Raw genomic sequence first — 18,756 nt, 5'->3', positions numbered from 1 at the left:
TTGCTGAACCGATATTGCCACTGGACGATTTCGCACCTCCCGGACCGCGGGCGGTGCAGGTCGATGGTGTGGAAAAGCCCGTGGCGGCGGTTCTGCTCAACACGTTTACCCCCGCTTTGTCCCGGCCTCTTGACTTCCTGATTCCCCCAAAGCTCGATGCTGCGGCCGCTCCGGGGGTGTTAGTGAAAGTGAAAGTCGGGACAAAACGCTACACCGGTGTCATTGTGGAGCGTAAAGACAGCACCGACTGGCAAAAACCGCTGCGGGAAATCGAACGCACTTTGGGCGACCTGCCCCTGTTGGACACTTCCACCTTGGAACTGCTGGAAAACGTCTCACTCTATTACGGGACTGGACCCTCCTCACTGCTGCGTTACGCCCTGCCGGAGCGGCGCGTCAAGGTGGAACAGGCCTTTTCTACCGACCCTCATCAGTGGGATACGACCGCGGTCACAGTGGCGCCACCGGAGCGAACGACCTGGGCGCGTTATGCCGGGGGCGCCGAGTTCTACTCTGAACTGTGTCGGGGACACCACCCTCGTGCCGTGGTCAGTGCGCTACCGCTGGGGAACAATCCGCATTTCCAACCATCTTCGCGGTTTCAGCCCATCGCCGAGTTAGCGGCGGCGGCCTGGGCTAACGGGGAACAATCCCTGGTGGTGATGCCCACGGTAGAGCAAGCCGATGAAGCCTACCTGTATCTGCGTGACTACTTTGCCAACTCGGACCAAGTTGTGCTGTATACCTCGGACATTCCCACTGCCGCCTCCTATGAAACGTTCTTGCGCTCCCGTTTCGGTACAGCCGCGGTGGTGGTTGGTACCCGCGGTGCGGTGTTCTTACCGTTGGCGCGTCCCGGTTTGTTTTACCTCTGGGACGACTTGGCATGGTCGCTCAGCTCGGACATGTTCCCGAACTTTTCTGCCCGGCAAGTCCTGCTGATGCGTTCCCAGCTGTGCAGCACCGCGCTGGTGTTGGCCCACTATTCGGTCAACGCGGGGGATTTGCAGCTGGTGACCCGCCACTTTGCCCGCGGTTTGGCTCCCCACCGCGATGTTTTGCGCCAGTGTTCGGGACGCTTTGAATTTCTCAGCGAGGATGCACAGCTGGCAGAAGGCATGACAGGGACGATGCTCCTGCCCAATGCCGCTTTACGCCTGGTGCGCCAGGGTTTGAAATCCGGTCCGGTTTTGGTGCTGGTGCCTCCTGATGGCGCGTTTTCGGTCGTGAGCTGTGCAAACTGCGGCGCTAACGCAGTGTGCGAAGTGTGCGGTGGACCGTTGACTTTCCAGGGTTCCCGGCTGGTTTGCACGCGCTGCGGCAACGTCCCCACCAACTATGCCTGTCCGAACTGTGCCAGTATGAAAATGCGCGGGCGACACCTCCAGTCACGCACGGTAATTGATGACATTGGGCGGTCATTTTCCGGAGTGCCAGTGTTGGTTTCCCGCCCTGGAAAAGGCCGGGTTGGCCTCATCGATGGAGCATCGCGCCTGGTCATAGCCCATCCGGGGGGCGAACCTTTCGCCGTGGGCGGGTACGAAGCCGCGGTTATCCTACGGGCTCACATGTGGGCTAATCGGACCGCCCTGTGGACTGTCCAGGAAGTCATGCGGCAATTTCTGGCAGCCGGAGCTTTGGTGAAACCTCAGGGGCGCATCTTGGTGACGAACCGGATTGACCCGCGTCTGGAACAGGCTCTGGTACGGTGGGACCCCTGGGGCTTCGCCGCCTTAGACCTGCGGGAACGCGAAACGGGACACTTTGCCCCCGCGTGGCGCACGGCTTTGTTGCAGGGGCAATCCCTGGGTGCGGTGTTGGCTTTTCTGCGCCAGAGATTTCCTGAAATCACGGTATTCGGCCCGGTTCCAGCACGGGATAACCCCGCTCTGAGCACTGCGTTCGTGTCTGTGGCGCTGCGAGACAGTCAGGATTTCGGGCGGGCGCTGCGCGTGGTGGAACTGCAAAATGCTCGGGAGCGAAAATCCGGCAGCGATGCCCTGCGCATCGTAGTAGATCCCCCAGATCCAGCCGGTCAAATCGGGTAGACCCCGCCTTCACCTCGAAAAACCCCAGTTGAACTTAGATAGGATAGTTTGTATGCGTATTGTTTTTGCTGGTTCTCCCCAGGCTGCCCTTCCCGTATTGACATACCTTGAGCAATCTGCACACGACCTGGTGGCGGTGCTATCGCGTCCCGATGCGCCCTCCGGCCGGGGTCGGAAACTAGCCCAGTCACCGGTTTCCAATTACGCGGCCCAGCATGACCTGATGCTCTATCAGCCGAAAACCCTTAAGAACAATACAGAAGCCGCCACTTTTTTGCGTGACCTCCAGCCTGATTTGGGTGTCATCGTGGCTTACGGAGCGATTTTGCCGGCTGACATTTTAGAGATTCCCAAATTCGGGTGGATTAATATCCATTTTTCCCTGCTGCCTCGGTGGCGGGGCGCCGCCCCGGTACAGCGTGCTCTCCAGGCGGGGGACACCCACACCGGTGTCACGGTCTTTCAACTCGAACCCGCTTTAGACACCGGTCCCATTTACGCGACCTGCTCTTATGTGGTGCCGGAGTCGGCGACAGCGGGAGACATATTGCTCGAACTCGCCGAACTCAGCGTCAGACCTCTGGAACAAGCCCTGACCATGATTGAACGGGGAGTAGCCCCGGAACCGCAAGCGGACACCGGTGTCACCTATGCGCCACCTTTACACCCGTCGGAAGGCGAAATCGACTGGTCCGCGCCGAACGACACGATTGCCAACCACATTAGAGGATTCACACCGTCTCCCGGCGCCTGGACGATGTGGCAGGAATCCCGCATGAAACTCGGTGTCCTGGAGTCGAATCCGCCTGTGACGATGCCTATCCCGCCTCTGGAACCCGGTCAGATTTTTACCACTCGTCACGAAGTCTGGGTCGGCACCGGTTCCGCACCCGTGTGCTTAGGCAACGTAGCTCCCGCTGGGAAAAAACCAATGCCGGCTGAGGCTTGGGCACGCGGAGCCCACCTGGAAAGTAGTGCGAGGTTTACGACTTCGCGCTCGATGGGGGGTCAGGAGTGAACCATTCAGGGGGCGCTTCCGCGGGCAAATCCGGCTCGCGACGCAACAGCGCGAAAGCCGGGGGTGCAGCTCGAAATTTTCGGAACTCCCGCACCGGTTACACCTATCGGAGCAAAGCCCGACGCGACCCCGCTCGTGACGTCGCTTTTCAAGCCTTACGCCGCGTCGACCAAGACCATGCTTACGCCAATCTGGTGTTGCCCGGATTGATTGAGCGGGCGCATTTGCATCGGCGTGACGCGGCTTTTACCACCGAGCTGGTGTACGGGACATTGCGGTTACAAGGGCGCTACGATGCCATTATCGGACTGCTCAGCGACCGGGATGTTGCGGATTTAGATCCGGAGCTGCTCACGGTGCTGCGGATGGGGATTCATCAAATTCTCCAGATGCGGGTGGAAGACTACGCCGCGGTAGACACGATGGTTGACCTGGCGCGCGACCGTCTCTCCGCCGGCCCTGCTGGGATGGTAAACGCGGTGCTGCGCAAGGTTACTGAGCACGACCTATCCTATTGGCTCGATGCCATCACCTCGGGACTGACCGAGGAAAAAGCCTTGAGCCGAGCATTTTCCTATCCGGAATGGATAGTGTGGGCACTGCGCGATGCTCTGGTCGCTAACGGCCGTGATGCTGCTGAACTACCGGGACTCCTACACGCGCAAAACCGTCCCGCTTATGTGACGCTGTGTGCCCGACCGGGTTTCATTACCGCTGATGAGCTGGCGACTGCAGCTGAGACCTATCTTGATGCCAATACTCGTTTGGGAGAACTCTCTGACTGCGCGGTGGTGCTTTCCGGAGGCGACCCGCGGCGACTGCGGGCTGTTGAGCGGGGCTTCGCCGGGGTCGAGGATGAAGGCTCGCAGCTGGTCGCCAAAGTTTTGGCTGCAGCACCGGTGCCCGGGGTGGAGCGTACTTGGGTCGATTTGTGTGCCGGACCCGGCGGGAAAACTGCGCTGCTGGCGGGGTTGGCTAGCTCGCGTAGCGTTTCCGTCATCGCTAACGAGGTTTCGCCGCACCGGGCTGAACTGGTGCGTGCCTCCACGAAAGCATTTCCGGACCAGACAGTGCAGGTTTTACAGGGCGACGGACGCGATTTTGGAGAACTTCATCCGGGCAAAGCCGATCGGGTCCTCGTGGACGCACCATGTTCGGGCTTGGGCTCGCTGCGGCGCCGTCCCGAAGCCAGATGGAATAAATCCGCCACCGACCTGAAGGACCTGACCGCCCTGCAACAAGTTCTGCTGCAATCCGCGTTACAAACGGTTAAGCCTGGGGGTGTGGTGGGATACGCGACTTGCAGCCCGCATTTGGCCGAAACTCGCCAGGTGGTGGAAAGCGTGGTAAAGAATCGCGCGGATTTGCGGGTGCTGGATGCCCCCGCCGTGGCACGAGACATTATCGTCAACCCGGAACATGACCTTGGGGCGGGGCCTTATCTACAGCTGTGGCCTGACCGTGACGGTACCGACGCCATGTTCCTGGCCCTGATTGAAAAGTTGCCTGATTCCCAGGAATAAATCCTAGTTAAAACCGTCCGAAGCTCATCGCGGAATTAGACAATAGAGGAAAGAAGGGAACCGATATGAGCCTTAAGATTTACCCCTCCGTGCTGAATTGCGACCAGATGCATTTCGCCCAGGCGCTGCAGGACATCAAGAGCGCCGACGGGGTTCACCTCGACATTATGGATAACCACTTTGTGCCCAATCTGACGTGGGGACTGCCAACCGCCACGGCGGTGTTGAACGCTACCAGACTACCGGTTGACGCCCACCTGATGATAGAAAATCCAGACCGTTGGGCTTTGGAGTACGCCAAGGCCGGCTGCGCCATTGTCTGTTTTCACCTGGAAGCCTCGAAAGCACCAGTACGAACCGCTGACGTGCTGCACAGTTTAGGCGCCAAAGCCGGGATTGCGTTGAATCCAGCCACTCCGGCCAGCTCCATCAAAGACATTTTGGGTCGTTTTGACCAGGTCACGGTCATGAGTGTGGAGCCGGGCTTCGGCGGGCAACAGTTTATCCCCGAGGTGTTGCCAAAGATTCGCAAGCTGCGCAATTATGCCGAAGATGCCCGCTTGAATCTCGATATCGAGGTTGATGGAGGCATCAACGAAGAAACCTTGCCCCTCGTGATGAAAGCCGGAGCAAACGTGGTGGTGGCCGGGTCCTACGTGTTCAAACGTAAGCCCGAACAGGCTATTGCCACGCTGCGCACCATCGGCGCTACCTCGCCCGCCCATTAGCCTCATTAACCCCCTGTGGGATTTGACCTCAGTGGGCTATCGAGGGTCTATACTGGAAGTAGCTCTGGGGGCTGTGTAATTCAGCACCGGCGGTAAAGTCCGCGACCTCGTGTCCGCACGAGTTGAATCGGTGAAATTCCGATACCGACGGTTATAGTCCGGATGGGAAGAGCCGCACGTCCACCGCGCCTGTGTATGTTTACTGAGGTGTTGGTGAGCGTTCATCTTTCTTTGCCCTGGGCTGTCCAATGAGGTGACAAACCGAAAGGGGTGAAGATGTCAATGAGTCAAAACCGGGCACCGTCAACGGTTAACGCCGTTCCTGATTCCCGGCCGCTCAATGTCATTGCCCCGCTCGCTTTGGCGCTGCTCATTGTGGCAGTCTGGTTCCTCGCGACGAGTTCTGGAAACATCCCGACCTTTATCTTGCCGCGTCCCAGTGACGTAATGCAGTCCGGTGTGGAGTTGTTGAGCGGCAAAACGTTCTGGCCTTACCTGGGCAACACGTTGCTGGCAGCGACGGGAGGAACCGTGTTGGGGCTGCTTGTGAGTGTGCCGCTTTCATTTGCGATTCATCACCTGCGTCTGCTCAACGCGGCGGTTCAACCGTTTCTGGGGGCTTCCCAAGCGGTTCCGGCGGTCGCGCTGGCGCCGCTGCTGTTGATTTGGCTGCCGACGCCGCGTCTCGCCATCGCGGTGTTGTGCGCGCTGATGGTGTTTTTCCCCATTTTGGTTTCCACCACCGTGGGTTTGCATCATTTGAACGCCAGCATTTTGGAAGCTGCCAAACTCGATGGTGCCGGAACCTGGGACTTGCTGAAATACATGGAGTTTCCGCTCGTGTTGCCATCCCTACTGGGCGGCATTCGCAACGGCGTGACCCTGTCCATCACCGGAGCGGTGGTGGGCGAGATGGTCATCGGCGGACGCGGCATGGGCACCCTGATTACCCTGCAGTCACACAACGTGGATACACCCGGCATGTTCGTGAGTTTAATCATGATCTGCACGGTGGCCGCGTTGATATATCTGGGGGTCTATCGCCTGGAGCGTCATTCCAAAACGGTAAACGCAGTTTAGCTGCGTCTCAAAGAAAGGTTCACCAGATGTCGCATCGTTTTATCAGGTCCCTAGCAGGATTGGCTGTCAGTGCCGCGGTCTTGGTCGGTTGTGCTGCCGGCTCCACTGCGGAAAAGGGGAGTTCTGCTGGGTCTGCCGGTAGTCACGCCGGGGCGGACCGGGCGGTCACAATCGGTTTGACGTATATCCCCAATGTTCAGTTTGCGCCGTTCTATGTGGCGGCCCAAGACCGGCTGTTTCGTTGGGACGGAGGTGGGGGAGTTAGTCAGCAGCCCGTTAACCTGCGTCATCACGGCGCCGATGAGGGACTGTTCAACGCTCTTTTGTCCCACAAGGAAGACTACGTGGTGGCGTTCGCTGACGAAGCGGTACAGGCGATATCCGCGGGTATGGATTTGTGTGTCACGGGTATTCTGTACCAAAAATATCCGGTGGAAGTTATCGCGACCAAGCAGTCAGGGATTACCTCCTGGCCGGATTTGAAAGGAAAAACTATAGGCGTACCGGGCCGCTTCGGTTCGAGCTGGTTTGGTTTCCAGGCGGGTTTACAGCAGGCGGGTTTGAGCCTTGATGACGTGAAAATTTCGGAAATCGGATATACCCAGCAGACTCAGATGGCCACCGGGAAAGTCGATGCGGTGGTGGGATTTTCCAATAATGACCTGGTTCAGTTCCAGTTGGCAGGGCTGGATGTGACCGAGATTCCCCTGCCGCCAAATCTGCCGTTAGTAGGTGCCGCCGTGGTGACGACTGGCGAATGGTGCAAAAACGAAGATTCCGTGAATGAGGGTGTCATAGACGCCATGGCCCAGGCCATCAACAGTATCCAACAGAATCCGGAAAAAGCAGTGGAATACACGAAAAAGTATGACCAAACGCTGAACACTGCCGCCTCCTTGCAGGCTGCCCGGAAAGTCAACTTGGCGACGCTGGAGTTGGAGCATCTGCCCAACTACGACCCGGCTGACCCCGGACGCTCAGCCGCACCTGACCCGCAAAAGTTTAAGGCGATGATTGCCCTTTTGGGTGAGGTCGGGGCGTTAGACGACAAAGTTGACCTCAGTTCTTTGGATCAGGCAGGTTTGGAAAAAATCGCTAGGCCGTGGCAATCCCTGCACGCCAAGTCGCCCGCCACAAAGTAGATTCAGGACATTTCGCGGGATTCGGGTGGTACAGACCCGAATCCCGCTCCGCATTGTTAAAATAAATCCAGAACACCGCACTCGCGTATGTAGTTAGGAAAACCTTATGACAACAATGGAACAGGACAGCGCGCAACTCCCGGCCCAACCGCCTCGTGAAACGGATAAGCAATTCCGAGCCGGGTGGACGCTGACCAAGAAATTGCTGATGAATGGGGTTATCACAATTTTTTCAGCTTGCATGGTCGCCGGTTCCACCACCGTGTTCCTGATCTTGATTGCGCGGGCTTTGCAAAAAGCCGGCGCTACAGACACAAACCAAGCCACGGTCAAAGCTCTAGCTGAAGCCCAACACCTGTTGAACATCGGAATCGTGGTGGTCATCGTCACCGTCATATTGGCCTGCATTTTCGTGATGACCCCCATCGTGGTGGTCATTATCCAGGTCACCCGACAGATTAAAACTTTGAACGCTTCGGTGGAAGCTTTGAGTGCCGGGAATTTCACCGTTTTGCCCAAAGTTATGGGCGCCGACGATTTGGCGGGAATGTCGTGGAAGCTGCGACAAGCTATCCGGGTTTTGGCGGAAACTATGGGCACGGTGAAGGCGGCCTCCGATAACGTTGATAGGGCATCGGGAGAGCTAGGCGTGACTTCCGCTGATTCCAGCCAAGTCGCGCAAAACACTTCCGAAACTTTGGAACAGGCTTTGACGAAGACCGAGATGTCACGTCAGGCTTCTGCTGGGGCTGATGAGTCCCGCATGGAGCTGCAAAAAGAGATGGTGACGATACGCCACGCCACCGAGATTGCCGCCGGTCTTTCTGACGATGCGGTGCAGGCTGTGGGGCAAGCCACCGCCTGCGTTACGGCTTTGAATCAGGCGGCCGACGAAATTTCTTCCGTGGTAAAGATAATTGCGGACATAGCCGAACAAACGAACCTGTTGGCGTTGAATGCCACCATCGAGGCGGCGCGCGCGGGAGACGCCGGGAAAGGTTTTGCCGTGGTGGCTGACCAGGTTAAGAGCCTCGCTACTGAAACCGCGGGCGCCACGCACGAGGTCGAAACGAAAGTCACCTCTATTCAAGATTCGACGGTGCAGGCGGTACAGGAGATTGAAAGCATCTCGCGGGTGGTCGAAGAGATGGCGCAGGTCCAGGTACAGATTTCCGATTCCTTGAGCGCTCAGGACACCTCCGCAACGCATCTCATGGAATCGTTGACCCAGATGAATGAATGCGTGGGACAGATGACCGAGCTGATGCACACGGCGGTGACGCTGTCCGAACAGAACGCCAGCACCGCGGGTGAGGTTTCCAGTACTGCAGCCACGTTGGCTCACCAGGCCAAGGGATTGGATACGTTGGTCGGAAAGTTTACTTACCGAACCGCCTAGGACCCTCGCGGTCAGGACAGAGATTTTTAAAACGGGGCGAGGTTGCATACTCTTAGAGAGTGAATAATTTTGAAGACCTGTACCAGATTATTGTGAGCCGAAAGAACGAGCGCCCGGAGGGGTCCCGTACTGTTGAGGAGCTCGACAGGGGAGTCCACGGCATCGGCAAAAAAATCGTTGAGGAAGCCGCCGAAGTGTGGATGGCGTGCGAATACGAATCGGACGAAGCGGCTCAGATTGAGATGTCCCAGCTCATCTATCACTTGCAGGTCATGATGGTAGCGAAAGGCTTTACGCCCCAAGACATTTATCAGCATATGTAGACCGGCGTTGCCCAAAGTCCGAATCCGGAACGACCCGGAAACCAGTCAATAACAGCTTGAGAAGAGGAAGTGTCAGCCATGTTACGAATCGCGGTGCCGAATAAAGGTTCGCTGTGTGAACCGGCGGTCACGATGTTAAAAGAAGCAGGGTATAAAGTGACCCGGCGCGGACGCGAGTTGACGATTATCGACAAGGGCAATGATGTCGAGTTCTTTTTCCTGCGTCCGCGTGATATCGCGGTTTATGTCGGTTCCGGGGTCGTGTCCTGCGGTATCACCGGGCGGGATTTGTTAATTGATTCCGGGGTCGCCGCGGTGGAATATCTTGGCTTGGATTTCGCCCGCTCTACGTTCCGGTTTGCCGGACCGGCGGGTCAGTTCCACGATTTAGCGGACATTCAGGGCAAACGGGTGGCGACCTCCTATGACCTGCTGCTGAAAAAGTTTCTCGATGAACACCAGATTTCCGGGGTTCGCGTGGTACACCTGGACGGCGCGGTGGAGTCCTCCGTCCAGTTGGGCATCGCTGATTTGATTGCTGACGTGGTCGAAACCGGTTCCACGCTACGGGCTGCCGGTTTGCAAACCTTCGGGGAGCCTTTGCTGGAGTCGGAAGCCCTGCTAATCACTGCCGCGGGCCAAGAAAACCATGCTCAACTGCAAACGTTGGCGGCTCGCCTGCGGGGTGTGATGGTGGCGCGAACCTATGTACTGATGGATTACAACGCGCCTTTCGCCCAGCTTGCAGACCTGTTGGCGATTACTCCCGGCATTGAATCCCCAACAATTTCCGATCTGGCTGAGGACACTTGGAAAGCCGTGCGGGTCATGGTGAAAGCCACAGACGTGAACCTGATTATGGATCGTCTCTATGCGGCAGGGGCGCGCGGCATCCTGGTGACTGACCTGAAAGCCTGCCGGTTGTAGGGCCGTTGCGGCGTCAGCTACGCGGAGCTCGGGTCGTCGTTTGAATTCTTCGCTTCGCGGACGGGCACGGTCGCGCCGTAGGCTCCCGCCGCCGCCGCCGCGAGGAAAGCGGCGGGGTCTTCACTGAGGGTTCGCCCCATTGTGGAAAGTTTCACGGGAAAGGCTTCCAGAGCTGCGTAAAGTCCCGTGGTGGGTTGGTCGATGACCCGATGGTGTTCTTTCAACAGGCTCAGTTGGGAAGTCACCAGGGGAGAGAACGTTCCTTTCGGGTCGGCTAGGGCCTTTTCTACGGGATTGTCGAGGTCGAAAACCGGAAGGACCACGTCCAGCGGGGGCAGCCCCATCCAGGTCAGCATGGTCAGAGAGTGGTGCGAAATGCCGTAGTGTCGGGGACGCGCGTCTCCGCTGGACATCCGCAGTACCGCAATGGGATGACCGTTTAACGCCGAAGCTGTATGCAAAAATTGCGCCCCGTCAACCCCAGAATAGCCCCAACGAGTGCCGGTACCCAGGTTGCCCGGACCTTGGGACACAATGACCGCATCGGCCTTGACCACCTCGGACGCCACGAACAGGGCGGACGGAAAACTGACAGCCTCGTAATCACCACCAAAGCACTGCCCACAGGTGATGGTGGCGGCTAAACTACCGGACTCGCGCAATTGGGCTACGGTACGGGAATACGCCAAGGGCAGAGCGCCGCCATCAGTTTGAATATAGACCAGACGGGCATGCGGGCTGTGGTGCAGGAATCCCACTACGATAGCGGGCAGAGCCGAATGTAAATCTGTCACCAAGACGGGAAGTTCATCCAGGTTATCCGCCGAACGCAACAGGGAATGATAGGGACTGTCCGGTTCATCGGCACCCAACACGACCTTTTGATGTGGGGTGTAGCGAGCCTTTACCAAGTGACCGGGATTAGGTAATTCGTCTGCCGGCAGGCGGGTTTCGTTAGCCAGAACCATAGCTTCTCCGCCGGTACCCAAGGCTTTCGCCAGAGGAGAAACTTCAATCTGGATGATATCGCCGGGCTGCGCAGCTCCGAGCAGCTCCGGGTAGCAGATGGCTCGGCATGTATCGCCAGGCTGGAAACTCACGGCGGGGCCAGTTTCCTGGCGGGGGGGAGCAGCCACGATTTCGCAGCGCAAAACCTGATGTGGGGTCTGGCGCTGCACTTCCAGAACACGTGCTTTGCGAATCATCACGCGTTAAGCATAACCGCTTCAAACTGGAGTCCAGACCAATCCCGGAAGTCCGCCGCTATAATTTTTCTATGCACCAGGCACCGAGCGAACCCGACATTTTCGATGAAGATGACGATTATGAATGGCGCGATAACCTTCTCAGTGACACAGCTCTCGCCTCCGCATCAAGGCGCTACCAGGGGCTTTTAACGATTTTCTATCGAGAAGCCCGCCCGCTCACTTATGACGAAATCTACGCTGCCTATACTGCCACCATCGGACCGTACTTCCCGGCTCGTTCCAGCGGTGATGACTCGGCGCAGTCGCATGAAAATTACAGTGTCAAAATCCGCAACGACATCAAAATCCTCAACGAAATCCTGGGCGATATCATCGTGGAAGATAAACACAATAATGTGGGAACGGAACATCGATACCTGCTCCGCCCCGATTCGTGCCGCCCCACGCTATCTTTTGATGCTACAGAATCAGTATGGGTCCACCTGGCGCTGGGATTATTAGAAGGGGACTTTACCCAAATTGATTCTCACGTCCGTTCCGTGAGCGACATCGACCCTGACAATCCACTCGAAGTCCAGTCTCAGGTGCTCATTTCGCGTGTGACCCAAGACATTTTTCGCGCTATCGCCGCGCACCAGTTCATCGAATTCGATTACCAGGCCGGCTACGGCGAATCCACGCATCGACAGGTGCGCCCCACAATGATGATGCTGTCACGCGGATTTTTTTATGTCCGCGGTTTTGACGAAAAACGCCAAGGTTTTCGAACATTCAAGCTATCCCGCCTCAGTAATCCGGTTGTGACAGAGCGAACCTTCGACGCTACGGAACACGTGGAATCTCCGCGCAACGTTTCTCTGGAGAGTCCACTGGAACAGGTTATCTTTGTTGCAGATCCCGCAAAAGCGTCGGAAGCAGTCATGAACGCGGAACTCATTTGTGAGCATTCCGATTTGCCCCGCACCGGACCGGAACTGGGCTTGACTGGGCTAGACTGGGTTCCTTCCGGATGGAATCTGTATCGGGCGAAACGACCTGATTTCTATACCTGGAGCCGTCTGGCCGCCGAAGCAATGACCTACCTGGTGGTGCTCGACCCCCCGAAACTTGTGACAGCGACCGTGCAGGCGGCTCAGAATCTCACTGAACTGAGCCTGACGGAGGGCGAGTACGAAACTGGGCGGCTCAAGTTTGACGATTTCACTCCGCGCAGTACCGGTGTTTCTATCGATAACCAGACGCGCGTGACGACCGAATCCCTGGCAGTGATGACGTTTATCTTTAATGCGAGCACGCAAGGCAACACCTGTACGGTAGATGAACTGGCTAAACACTTCGGCCTCAAACCTCAGGACATCAAAAATATTATTTGGGATTTCTTGGACTTGGACGCGGTCGCCAGCAACGATAAATCTGACTATGACAGTTTCCTGCCCTCGATACGCAAGGACGGGACTATTGAAGTCAACGGTTCGCGCAGTTGGGTGATGCCCCCGTTCTTTAGCGCTGACGAGGCGTTGTCCCTCCTGTTGGGATTGGAAGTCGCCAGTTATCTGGCCCCGTCGTCACAAGAGGCGATTGCGACCGCCCGTCTGAAGGTCGCCTCTTGGTTGGGGCAGGCGTATGAACTGACCGCTCCGCAGCTGGTGACGAACACGGTGCCGCCCTCAATCCAAAACTCTCTGGAGATGTTAAACCGTGCCATCGAACGGGGTCACACAGTCCTTTTCACCTACACGAACGCCAGCTGGGACACTGCGGAGCACCACGTGGCACCCCGGTCTGTCTATACAGACCGCTACCATGTGTATCTGGTGGGAGTGAACCTTGAAAAGAACAAGTGGCACAAGTACCGTCTGGATCGCCTCAGTGACCTGCGTGTCACCGCGGAGACAATTCCCGAAAAACTTCCGCAAAAACCGAGCTACAAGTACCAGACGATAGACCTGGAGCTGAAAAATCAGGCGAAATCCTACGTGGACACGATTCTTCACGCCCAGACGGTGGAACAATCCGCGACTACGTACCGGGTGCGTTTGAAAGTCAAAGATGCCGCCTGGCTGCAGCGGGTAATACAGATTCTCGCACCCGATATAGAAGCCATTATTGGTGGGCCCGCACAAGAGCCGGTGGTGGCGGCTGCTCGGAAGGTTGGAGCCGCGGCTTTGGTGCTCTACGCACAGGTCGACTCCGCACAGTCAGCTGAGGACAGGTAAGATTGAGCTATGAGTGTTCAGGGCATCGTGTGGCTCATCGCCGTAATTTGCGCCGTGATTATTTTTGTGGCGACTACAGTGTGGATTATTTATCGCGGGATACATCTCTATCGGACAGTTCGTGACATAGAACGGCCCGACGACGCCGCCGCGGAGTCGGTTCGCGAACCGGCCCGAAAGCCCGCACCCACGGGAGACCCCGCAACTTTGAGCGCAGCACGGGTGTCTCACGCCGAGGTGAAGCAGGCTCGCAAAGCCAACAAGCAGCGCCGTCTGAACGCCGCGCATGACCGCTGGGCGAGCTACGATTTGGTGGCGCCACGGCAGTAAACATCTGAAACTATGAGTCCCAAACGTCACCGTTACCGCGAAAGCCAGAAAGCCGCCGCGCGATTGGCGCAAACGGAAGCTAACGACGCTGCCAACCCCTCTCCTGCGCAGCGGTATCAGGCTTTCAAAGCAAACCAGCAATCCACGGAACTCTACGAGTTCCAAGCCCTGTTTGATTTCCCCCTGGACGACTTTCAAATTGAGGCTTGCCAGGTACTCGATAAGGACCAAGATGTCCTGGTCAGCGCCCCAACTTCGGCCGGGAAAACCATCGTTGGCCTGTACGGGATTTTCTTGGCTTTGCGCCAGGGCAAACGCCTGTTTTACACGACACCGATTAAGGCCTTATCTAACCAAAAGTACCTGGAACTGGTGGAGTTATTCGGTGGCGAAAATGTCGGACTGTTGACCGGCGACACCGCGATTAATGGTGACGCCGCCATTATTGTGATGACCACAGAAGTCCTGCGGAACATGATTTATGCCGCCGCACCGCTGGCAGACCTGGGATATGTCGTTATGGACGAGGTTCACTATCTCTCCGATCATTTCCGCGGGCCGGTATGGGAAGAAATCATTATTCACCTCGATGTAGCCGTGCGACTCATTTCTCTTTCCGCCACGATTTCCAACGCTAACGTGTTCGCTCAATGGCTTCAGACCCTGCGCGGTCCCACCACGGTCGTTTCGACCTCAGTCCGGCCGGTGCCGTTGAAACATTTTATGGTCAGTGCCTCGGGAGAAATCCTGCCCCTGTTCGCCAAAGGCGAGGTAGGCGGACATCTAAACCGGGCTCTGTTAGCACAAGCCGCCCAGCAGGTCATGCCGCGCCGCGGCCGCATGCCCCGCCGGATACGCGCGGACAGGCCCGCGGTAGCGCGCAGTCTGGAACAACAAGACCTGCTTCCGGCGATTGTGTTTATCTTTTCCCGGCAGGGCTGCAACGATGCTGCGGCGCAGGTGTTTGACGCCGGTTTACGCTTCACCACCAAACCGGAAGCTGACCAGATTCGCCTCGAGATAGAGACGAACCTGGCAGGTTTCAGCCAGGGCGACTTGAGCGCGATTGACGTTTCGAATTGGGAGGAAACCCTGGCCGCCGGTATCGCCCCGCACCACGCCGGGTTGCTGCCGATTCAAAAGCAGCTGACAGAATCTCTGTTCGCAAAAGGCCTGATTCGCCTGGTTTTTGCGACCGAAACACTAGCTCTCGGCATTAATATGCCCGCTCGTACCGTCGTCTTGGAATCACTAAACAAGTGGAACGGCCAGGAGCGCGCAAACCTGACGCCGGGTGAGTACACCCAGCTCACGGGTCGCGCCGGACGCCGCGGGATTGACTCGGTGGGGTACGCCCTGACCCTTATGGAAGTGAAGAATCCGCCACAGCTGCTGGCCAACCTGGCCAGTCAGCAAACTTACCCACTCCAATCAGCTTTCGTCCCGACCTTTAACATGGCAGCAAACTTGCTGGCCCGCACTACCTTGGAGGGTGCGAAGGAAACTGTCGAAAAATCTTTTGCCCAATACGTAGCGTTGGGAAGTTCGCGCAAACTGTTTTCACAGCTGCGTCGGTTTGAAGAATTGGCCGCGAATCAAGCAGGCGCGGCGAGCTGTGAGCGCGGGGATGTGCTGTCGCTATTGGACTTGATGAACGCCCTTTCCAAAACGGAAAAACAGGCCAAACAGCGGCGCCACAGTGGAGAAAACACCCCCGAGAACCAGCAAGCCGACCGCCGGGCTATCGAACAGGCCCGCGCCCAGATGAAATCCCACCCGGTCTACAGCTGTCCCGACCGAGACAAACACCTGGTGAAAGCCCGTCAGGCCGCGAAAAATCGGGAATCAGCCCAGATGACTCGCCAGAGGATTGAAAACCGCACCAAGTCCCTGGCTCGCCAGCTGGACCAAACCTGCCAAGTATTGCGCGAACTGGACTATGTTGATGATGATTTCCGTCTGCGTGACGCCGGAACCATGCTGCAATCGGTGTATAACGAGCGGGATTTATTGGTTGTGGAATGCTTGCGCCGCGGTGTCTTCGATGATTTGAATGTGGCGGATTTGGCGGGGGCGCTCTCCGTGTGCCTGGCGCAAAATCGTACCGGAGGATTGTCTCGCTTGATTCCCGCCGAGGCTTCCCCCAGCCTGGCCGCGGGCTTGGAATCCATGGCGCGGATTAACTTTGAAATCGCCACTCTGCAGCAAGAACACTACCTGGAGGCTTACCCGCCGTTGGAAACGGATTTGCTGCCCGGGGTCGTGGCCTGGGCGCGGGACGCCAACCTCGGGCAGTGTCTGGAACTGACCGGTATGAGCGCCGGGGACTTCGTGCGGGTCATTCGCCAGGTCATTGACCTCGCTGACCAGCTGCGCAAACTGAATCTCAATCCGGCCCTGCACACGAAAATCCGCAGCGTCATCAACCAGGTCAAGCGGGGAGTGGTGACGTGGGACTTCTGATAGCTCTGCCCCTGGCTTTCTTAGGGGGAGTGGCCGGAGCCCTCGCTTTTCCGCACTGGAATCTGTGGCCGTTACTGATTCCTTCCGTCATGATTCTGCTGGGCACTTTGCGCTGGCAGTACGGGCACGGCAAACTTGGGCGCCGGGTTCTGTTGGTATCCGCAGTGTGGGGGCTCGGTTTTTTCGCTCCGCAGCTGACCTGGACCGGGGTTTCCGCCGGTTCGTCCTTGCCGTGGATTGCCTTGACCATTCTCGAGACGCTGTTTATCTGTTTTTTTGCACAAGTGTGGGTGCGCGGTGAACAGGCCATCCCGCGGTTTCCCCGTTTGTTTGGGCTGGCGCGGCTGGTTTGGGCGCCGCTGGCTTGGGTCGGGGTGGAACAGCTGCGTGCCCTGCTACCTTTCGGGGGTTTTCCCTGGTCAAAACTTGCTTTTGCCCTGGTTGATACCCCGCTGTTAGCGTGGGCGCCGTGGGGCGGCAGTGCGCTGGTTAGCGGAGTCTGCGTGTTCATTGCCGCCGCCGCGCTGGAATTTCTGGGTCGACACAGCGGCTTGATGCTGCGTATTGTGTCGCTGGCCGCCCTGGTGGCTGCTGTCGTTTTTCCCACCTTGGTACACCCCGCGTTGCCCCAGATTACCGGGCATGTCACGGCTGCCGCAGTCCAAGGCAATACCCCGGGCCGTGACCCGCAAACAGCATTCGGAAAACGCTATGAAGTTCTGCAAAATCACGTGGATGAGTCTCTACGTTTGCGTCACCGGACCGCTCAACACGTCGACGTGGTGTTGTGGGCAGAAAACGCGGCAGACGTGGATCCACGCACCAGTCCTCGTGCCGCCTCGCTGGTGAACGAAGTCACCGCAGCCTTCCAGGCCCCACTTATCACCGGAACGTTGGGTGCCGGGGCGCGCGGACCGGGGGTTGCTAGCCTTGCCGGGAACGAAGTTGACACCACTTCCCTGCAGAACACCATCTTGGTGTGGGAAAACGGGGAGGCCCGAGACACTTATGCCAAGAAACACCTGGTTCCTTTCGGCGAGTATTTGCCCTGGCGCAAATTCTTTGCAACTGTCATTCCTACTTTCGCCGCCCTGGTTCCCACGGATCTGGTTGCCGGCGAAAGCGTGGCCCAGCTCGAGGTTTCGCTGTCCGGTCAAGACGTGCGCCTGGCCAGCCCGATTTGTTACGAGATTGCCGATGATGACCTGGTGCGCCAAGCGGTGACTGGCGCGAACTTCATCTACGTGCCGACATCGAATTCTTTCTTTGGTTCTTCCGATGAAGCTGACCAGCAACTTGCCATCGCCCGCTTTCGCGCCGCCGAACACGGTTTGGACACCATTCAAGTATCCACCATGGATTCCACCGCTCGGATTGATGCCCACGGCCAGATTGTAAGCCGGGTCATTCCGAACTTTACAGCCGGCAGTTTCGTTACAGATATTCCCCTGCGCAGCGGAACTACCCCCGCTACCGCCATCGGGGGACTGCTCGGGCTGGGATCGCTGGTATTGGTGGTTCTGGCTGCGGTTTTGCAAGTTTTATTAGCTCTGACAGAAAGTTGGAAACGTGGAAAACACTAATCTCAATGCGAAAACCGTTATCGCCATCCCGACTTATAACGAACGAGAAAACCTGGAATGGATTATCGAGGAAGTTTTGGCCCAAGCACCGGGGATCCACATCCTCATCGTGGATGATAACTCGCCTGACGGTACGGGTCAGCTGGCAGACGCCTTGGCCGCGGACCGCCCGCAGCTTCACGTGTTGCACCGGGCGGGCAAGGAAGGTCTGGGACCAGCGTATTTAGCGGCGTTTGCCTGGGCGGATAGTCACGGATTTACCTGGGTCGGGGAATTCGATGCCGACGGCTCGCACCGGCCTCAGGACTTACCGCGTTTGTTGGCTCTGGCTCACGGCAGCGGTCGCCCGGACCTGGTCATCGGCTCGCGCTGGCGGCGCGGGGGAGCGACCGCGGGATGGTCAAGGTCGCGCCAACTGCTGAGTCGGGCGGGCAGCTTTTATGTCAATGCGGTACTGAGGCTGGACGTAGCCGACACGACGGCGGGTTTTCGGGTCTACCGGGTCGATTTCCTAAATCGTTTACTGCAGCGTTACGTCATTGAATCAAAAGGGTATGGCTTCCAGATTGAGATGACCTGGCGGACGCGCCGGGCGGGGGGCAAGATTGTGGAAGTGCCCATCACCTTTGTGGAGCGCCGGGCAGGAACGTCGAAAATGAGCGGCTCTATCATCAAGGAAGCGTTCCTGGAAGTCGCCAAGTGGCGGATACGGGAACTGCGCAAACAGGTGTAATGTTATGTCATTTTTGTAGGGGAAAAACCACGCCA

At 57.6% G+C, this 18,756-nt stretch carries 15 protein-coding genes and 1 riboswitch; of the genes, 14 read left to right on the top strand and 1 reads right to left on the bottom strand.

Going from position 1 to position 18,756, the window contains the following annotated elements; all coding sequences use genetic code 11:
* Positions 1 to 14: 14 nt before the first annotated feature.
* The 9 genes from SPI05_RS03215 (at position 15) to hisG (ending at position 10,188) form a co-directional block, all read left to right on the top strand.
* Positions 15 to 2,048: a primosomal protein DnaI gene (locus SPI05_RS03215; RefSeq protein ID WP_321076119.1), complete on the top strand. Its 2,034-nt coding sequence runs from the start codon at positions 15 to 17 to the stop codon at positions 2,046 to 2,048.
* Positions 2,049 to 2,100: 52 nt separating this feature from the next.
* Complete coding sequence (gene fmt / locus SPI05_RS03210; RefSeq protein WP_321076116.1) at positions 2,101 to 3,066, top strand: methionyl-tRNA formyltransferase; 966 nt, start codon at positions 2,101 to 2,103, stop codon at positions 3,064 to 3,066.
* Complete coding sequence (locus tag SPI05_RS03205) at positions 3,063 to 4,589, top strand: RsmB/NOP family class I SAM-dependent RNA methyltransferase (protein WP_321076113.1); 1,527 nt, start codon at positions 3,063 to 3,065, stop codon at positions 4,587 to 4,589. Before fmt ends, SPI05_RS03205 begins: the two co-directional genes overlap by 4 nt.
* Positions 4,590 to 4,654: 65 nt before the next feature.
* Positions 4,655 to 5,317, top strand: a complete 663-nt coding sequence (rpe, locus tag SPI05_RS03200; RefSeq protein WP_321076111.1) for a ribulose-phosphate 3-epimerase — start codon at positions 4,655 to 4,657, stop codon at positions 5,315 to 5,317.
* A gap of 56 nt (positions 5,318 to 5,373) precedes the next feature.
* Positions 5,374 to 5,495: riboswitch (FMN riboswitch) on the top strand.
* 98 nt (positions 5,496 to 5,593) lie between these two features.
* The gene (locus SPI05_RS03195) at positions 5,594 to 6,397 is read left to right on the top strand and encodes an ABC transporter permease (RefSeq protein ID WP_321076109.1); all 804 of its coding nucleotides are present in this window, start codon (positions 5,594 to 5,596) and stop codon (positions 6,395 to 6,397) included.
* A gap of 26 nt (positions 6,398 to 6,423) precedes the next feature.
* Positions 6,424 to 7,539, top strand: coding sequence for an ABC transporter substrate-binding protein (locus tag SPI05_RS03190; RefSeq protein WP_321076107.1), 1,116 nt, complete (start codon positions 6,424 to 6,426; stop codon positions 7,537 to 7,539).
* A 106-nt stretch (positions 7,540 to 7,645) separates the two neighbouring features.
* Positions 7,646 to 8,938, top strand: a complete 1,293-nt coding sequence (locus tag SPI05_RS03185) for a methyl-accepting chemotaxis protein (RefSeq protein WP_321076105.1) — start codon at positions 7,646 to 7,648, stop codon at positions 8,936 to 8,938.
* A 59-nt stretch (positions 8,939 to 8,997) separates the two neighbouring features.
* Positions 8,998 to 9,261: a phosphoribosyl-ATP diphosphatase gene (locus SPI05_RS03180; protein WP_321076103.1), complete on the top strand. Its 264-nt coding sequence runs from the start codon at positions 8,998 to 9,000 to the stop codon at positions 9,259 to 9,261.
* A 78-nt stretch (positions 9,262 to 9,339) separates the two neighbouring features.
* Positions 9,340 to 10,188 (top strand): ATP phosphoribosyltransferase, encoded by an 849-nt coding sequence (gene hisG / locus SPI05_RS03175; RefSeq protein ID WP_321076265.1) that lies wholly within the window; start codon positions 9,340 to 9,342, stop codon positions 10,186 to 10,188.
* A 17-nt stretch (positions 10,189 to 10,205) separates the two neighbouring features.
* Here the strand turns inward: hisG and SPI05_RS03170 are convergent, their stop codons facing one another.
* Positions 10,206 to 11,396 (bottom strand): DUF3866 family protein, encoded by a 1,191-nt coding sequence (locus SPI05_RS03170; RefSeq protein WP_321076101.1) that lies wholly within the window; start codon positions 11,394 to 11,396, stop codon positions 10,206 to 10,208.
* A gap of 68 nt (positions 11,397 to 11,464) precedes the next feature.
* Between SPI05_RS03170 and SPI05_RS03165 the strand changes: the two genes are divergently transcribed.
* The 5 genes from SPI05_RS03165 to SPI05_RS03145 are packed head-to-tail and all read left to right on the top strand — an operon-like array spanning position 11,465 to position 18,721.
* Positions 11,465 to 13,612 carry a WYL domain-containing protein gene (locus SPI05_RS03165; protein WP_321076099.1) on the top strand — a complete coding sequence of 716 codons (2,148 nt, stop codon included), beginning with the start codon at positions 11,465 to 11,467 and terminating at the stop codon, positions 13,610 to 13,612.
* 9 nt (positions 13,613 to 13,621) lie between these two features.
* Complete coding sequence (locus SPI05_RS03160) at positions 13,622 to 13,942, top strand: histidine kinase (RefSeq protein WP_295026731.1); 321 nt, start codon at positions 13,622 to 13,624, stop codon at positions 13,940 to 13,942.
* A gap of 12 nt (positions 13,943 to 13,954) precedes the next feature.
* Entirely contained in the window at positions 13,955 to 16,405 is a 2,451-nt protein-coding gene (locus SPI05_RS03155) for a DEAD/DEAH box helicase (RefSeq protein ID WP_321076095.1), read from the top strand.
* Positions 16,393 to 17,988 carry an apolipoprotein N-acyltransferase gene (gene lnt / locus SPI05_RS03150; RefSeq protein WP_321076093.1) on the top strand — a complete coding sequence of 532 codons (1,596 nt, stop codon included), beginning with the start codon at positions 16,393 to 16,395 and terminating at the stop codon, positions 17,986 to 17,988. The genes SPI05_RS03155 and lnt overlap by 13 nt, the downstream gene beginning before the upstream one ends.
* Positions 17,975 to 18,721 (top strand): polyprenol monophosphomannose synthase, encoded by a 747-nt coding sequence (locus SPI05_RS03145; protein ID WP_321076092.1) that lies wholly within the window; start codon positions 17,975 to 17,977, stop codon positions 18,719 to 18,721. The genes lnt and SPI05_RS03145 overlap by 14 nt, the downstream gene beginning before the upstream one ends.
* Positions 18,722 to 18,756: the final 35 nt, after the last annotated feature.

Source organism: Mobiluncus sp. (assembly GCF_034180645.1).
GTDB lineage: Bacteria > Actinomycetota > Actinomycetes > Actinomycetales > Actinomycetaceae > Mobiluncus.
This window is presented reverse-complemented; position numbering and strand designations above follow the sequence as displayed.

Bases quoted from the DNA above. Each gene is read 5' to 3' on its own strand.
- SPI05_RS03165 (WP_321076099.1), top strand. From the start codon at position 11,465: ATGCACCAGGCACCGAGCGAACCCGACATTTTCGATGAAGATGACGAT.
- SPI05_RS03185 (WP_321076105.1), top strand. From the start codon at position 7,646: ATGACAACAATGGAACAGGACAGCGCGCAACTCCCGGCCCAACCGCCT.
- SPI05_RS03190 (WP_321076107.1), top strand. From the start codon at position 6,424: ATGTCGCATCGTTTTATCAGGTCCCTAGCAGGATTGGCTGTCAGTGCC.
- rpe (WP_321076111.1), top strand. From the start codon at position 4,655: ATGAGCCTTAAGATTTACCCCTCCGTGCTGAATTGCGACCAGATGCAT.
- SPI05_RS03195 (WP_321076109.1), top strand. From the start codon at position 5,594: ATGTCAATGAGTCAAAACCGGGCACCGTCAACGGTTAACGCCGTTCCT.
- SPI05_RS03160 (WP_295026731.1), top strand. From the start codon at position 13,622: ATGAGTGTTCAGGGCATCGTGTGGCTCATCGCCGTAATTTGCGCCGTG.
- hisG (WP_321076265.1), top strand. From the start codon at position 9,340: ATGTTACGAATCGCGGTGCCGAATAAAGGTTCGCTGTGTGAACCGGCG.
- fmt (WP_321076116.1), top strand. From the start codon at position 2,101: ATGCGTATTGTTTTTGCTGGTTCTCCCCAGGCTGCCCTTCCCGTATTG.
- SPI05_RS03155 (WP_321076095.1), top strand. From the start codon at position 13,955: ATGAGTCCCAAACGTCACCGTTACCGCGAAAGCCAGAAAGCCGCCGCG.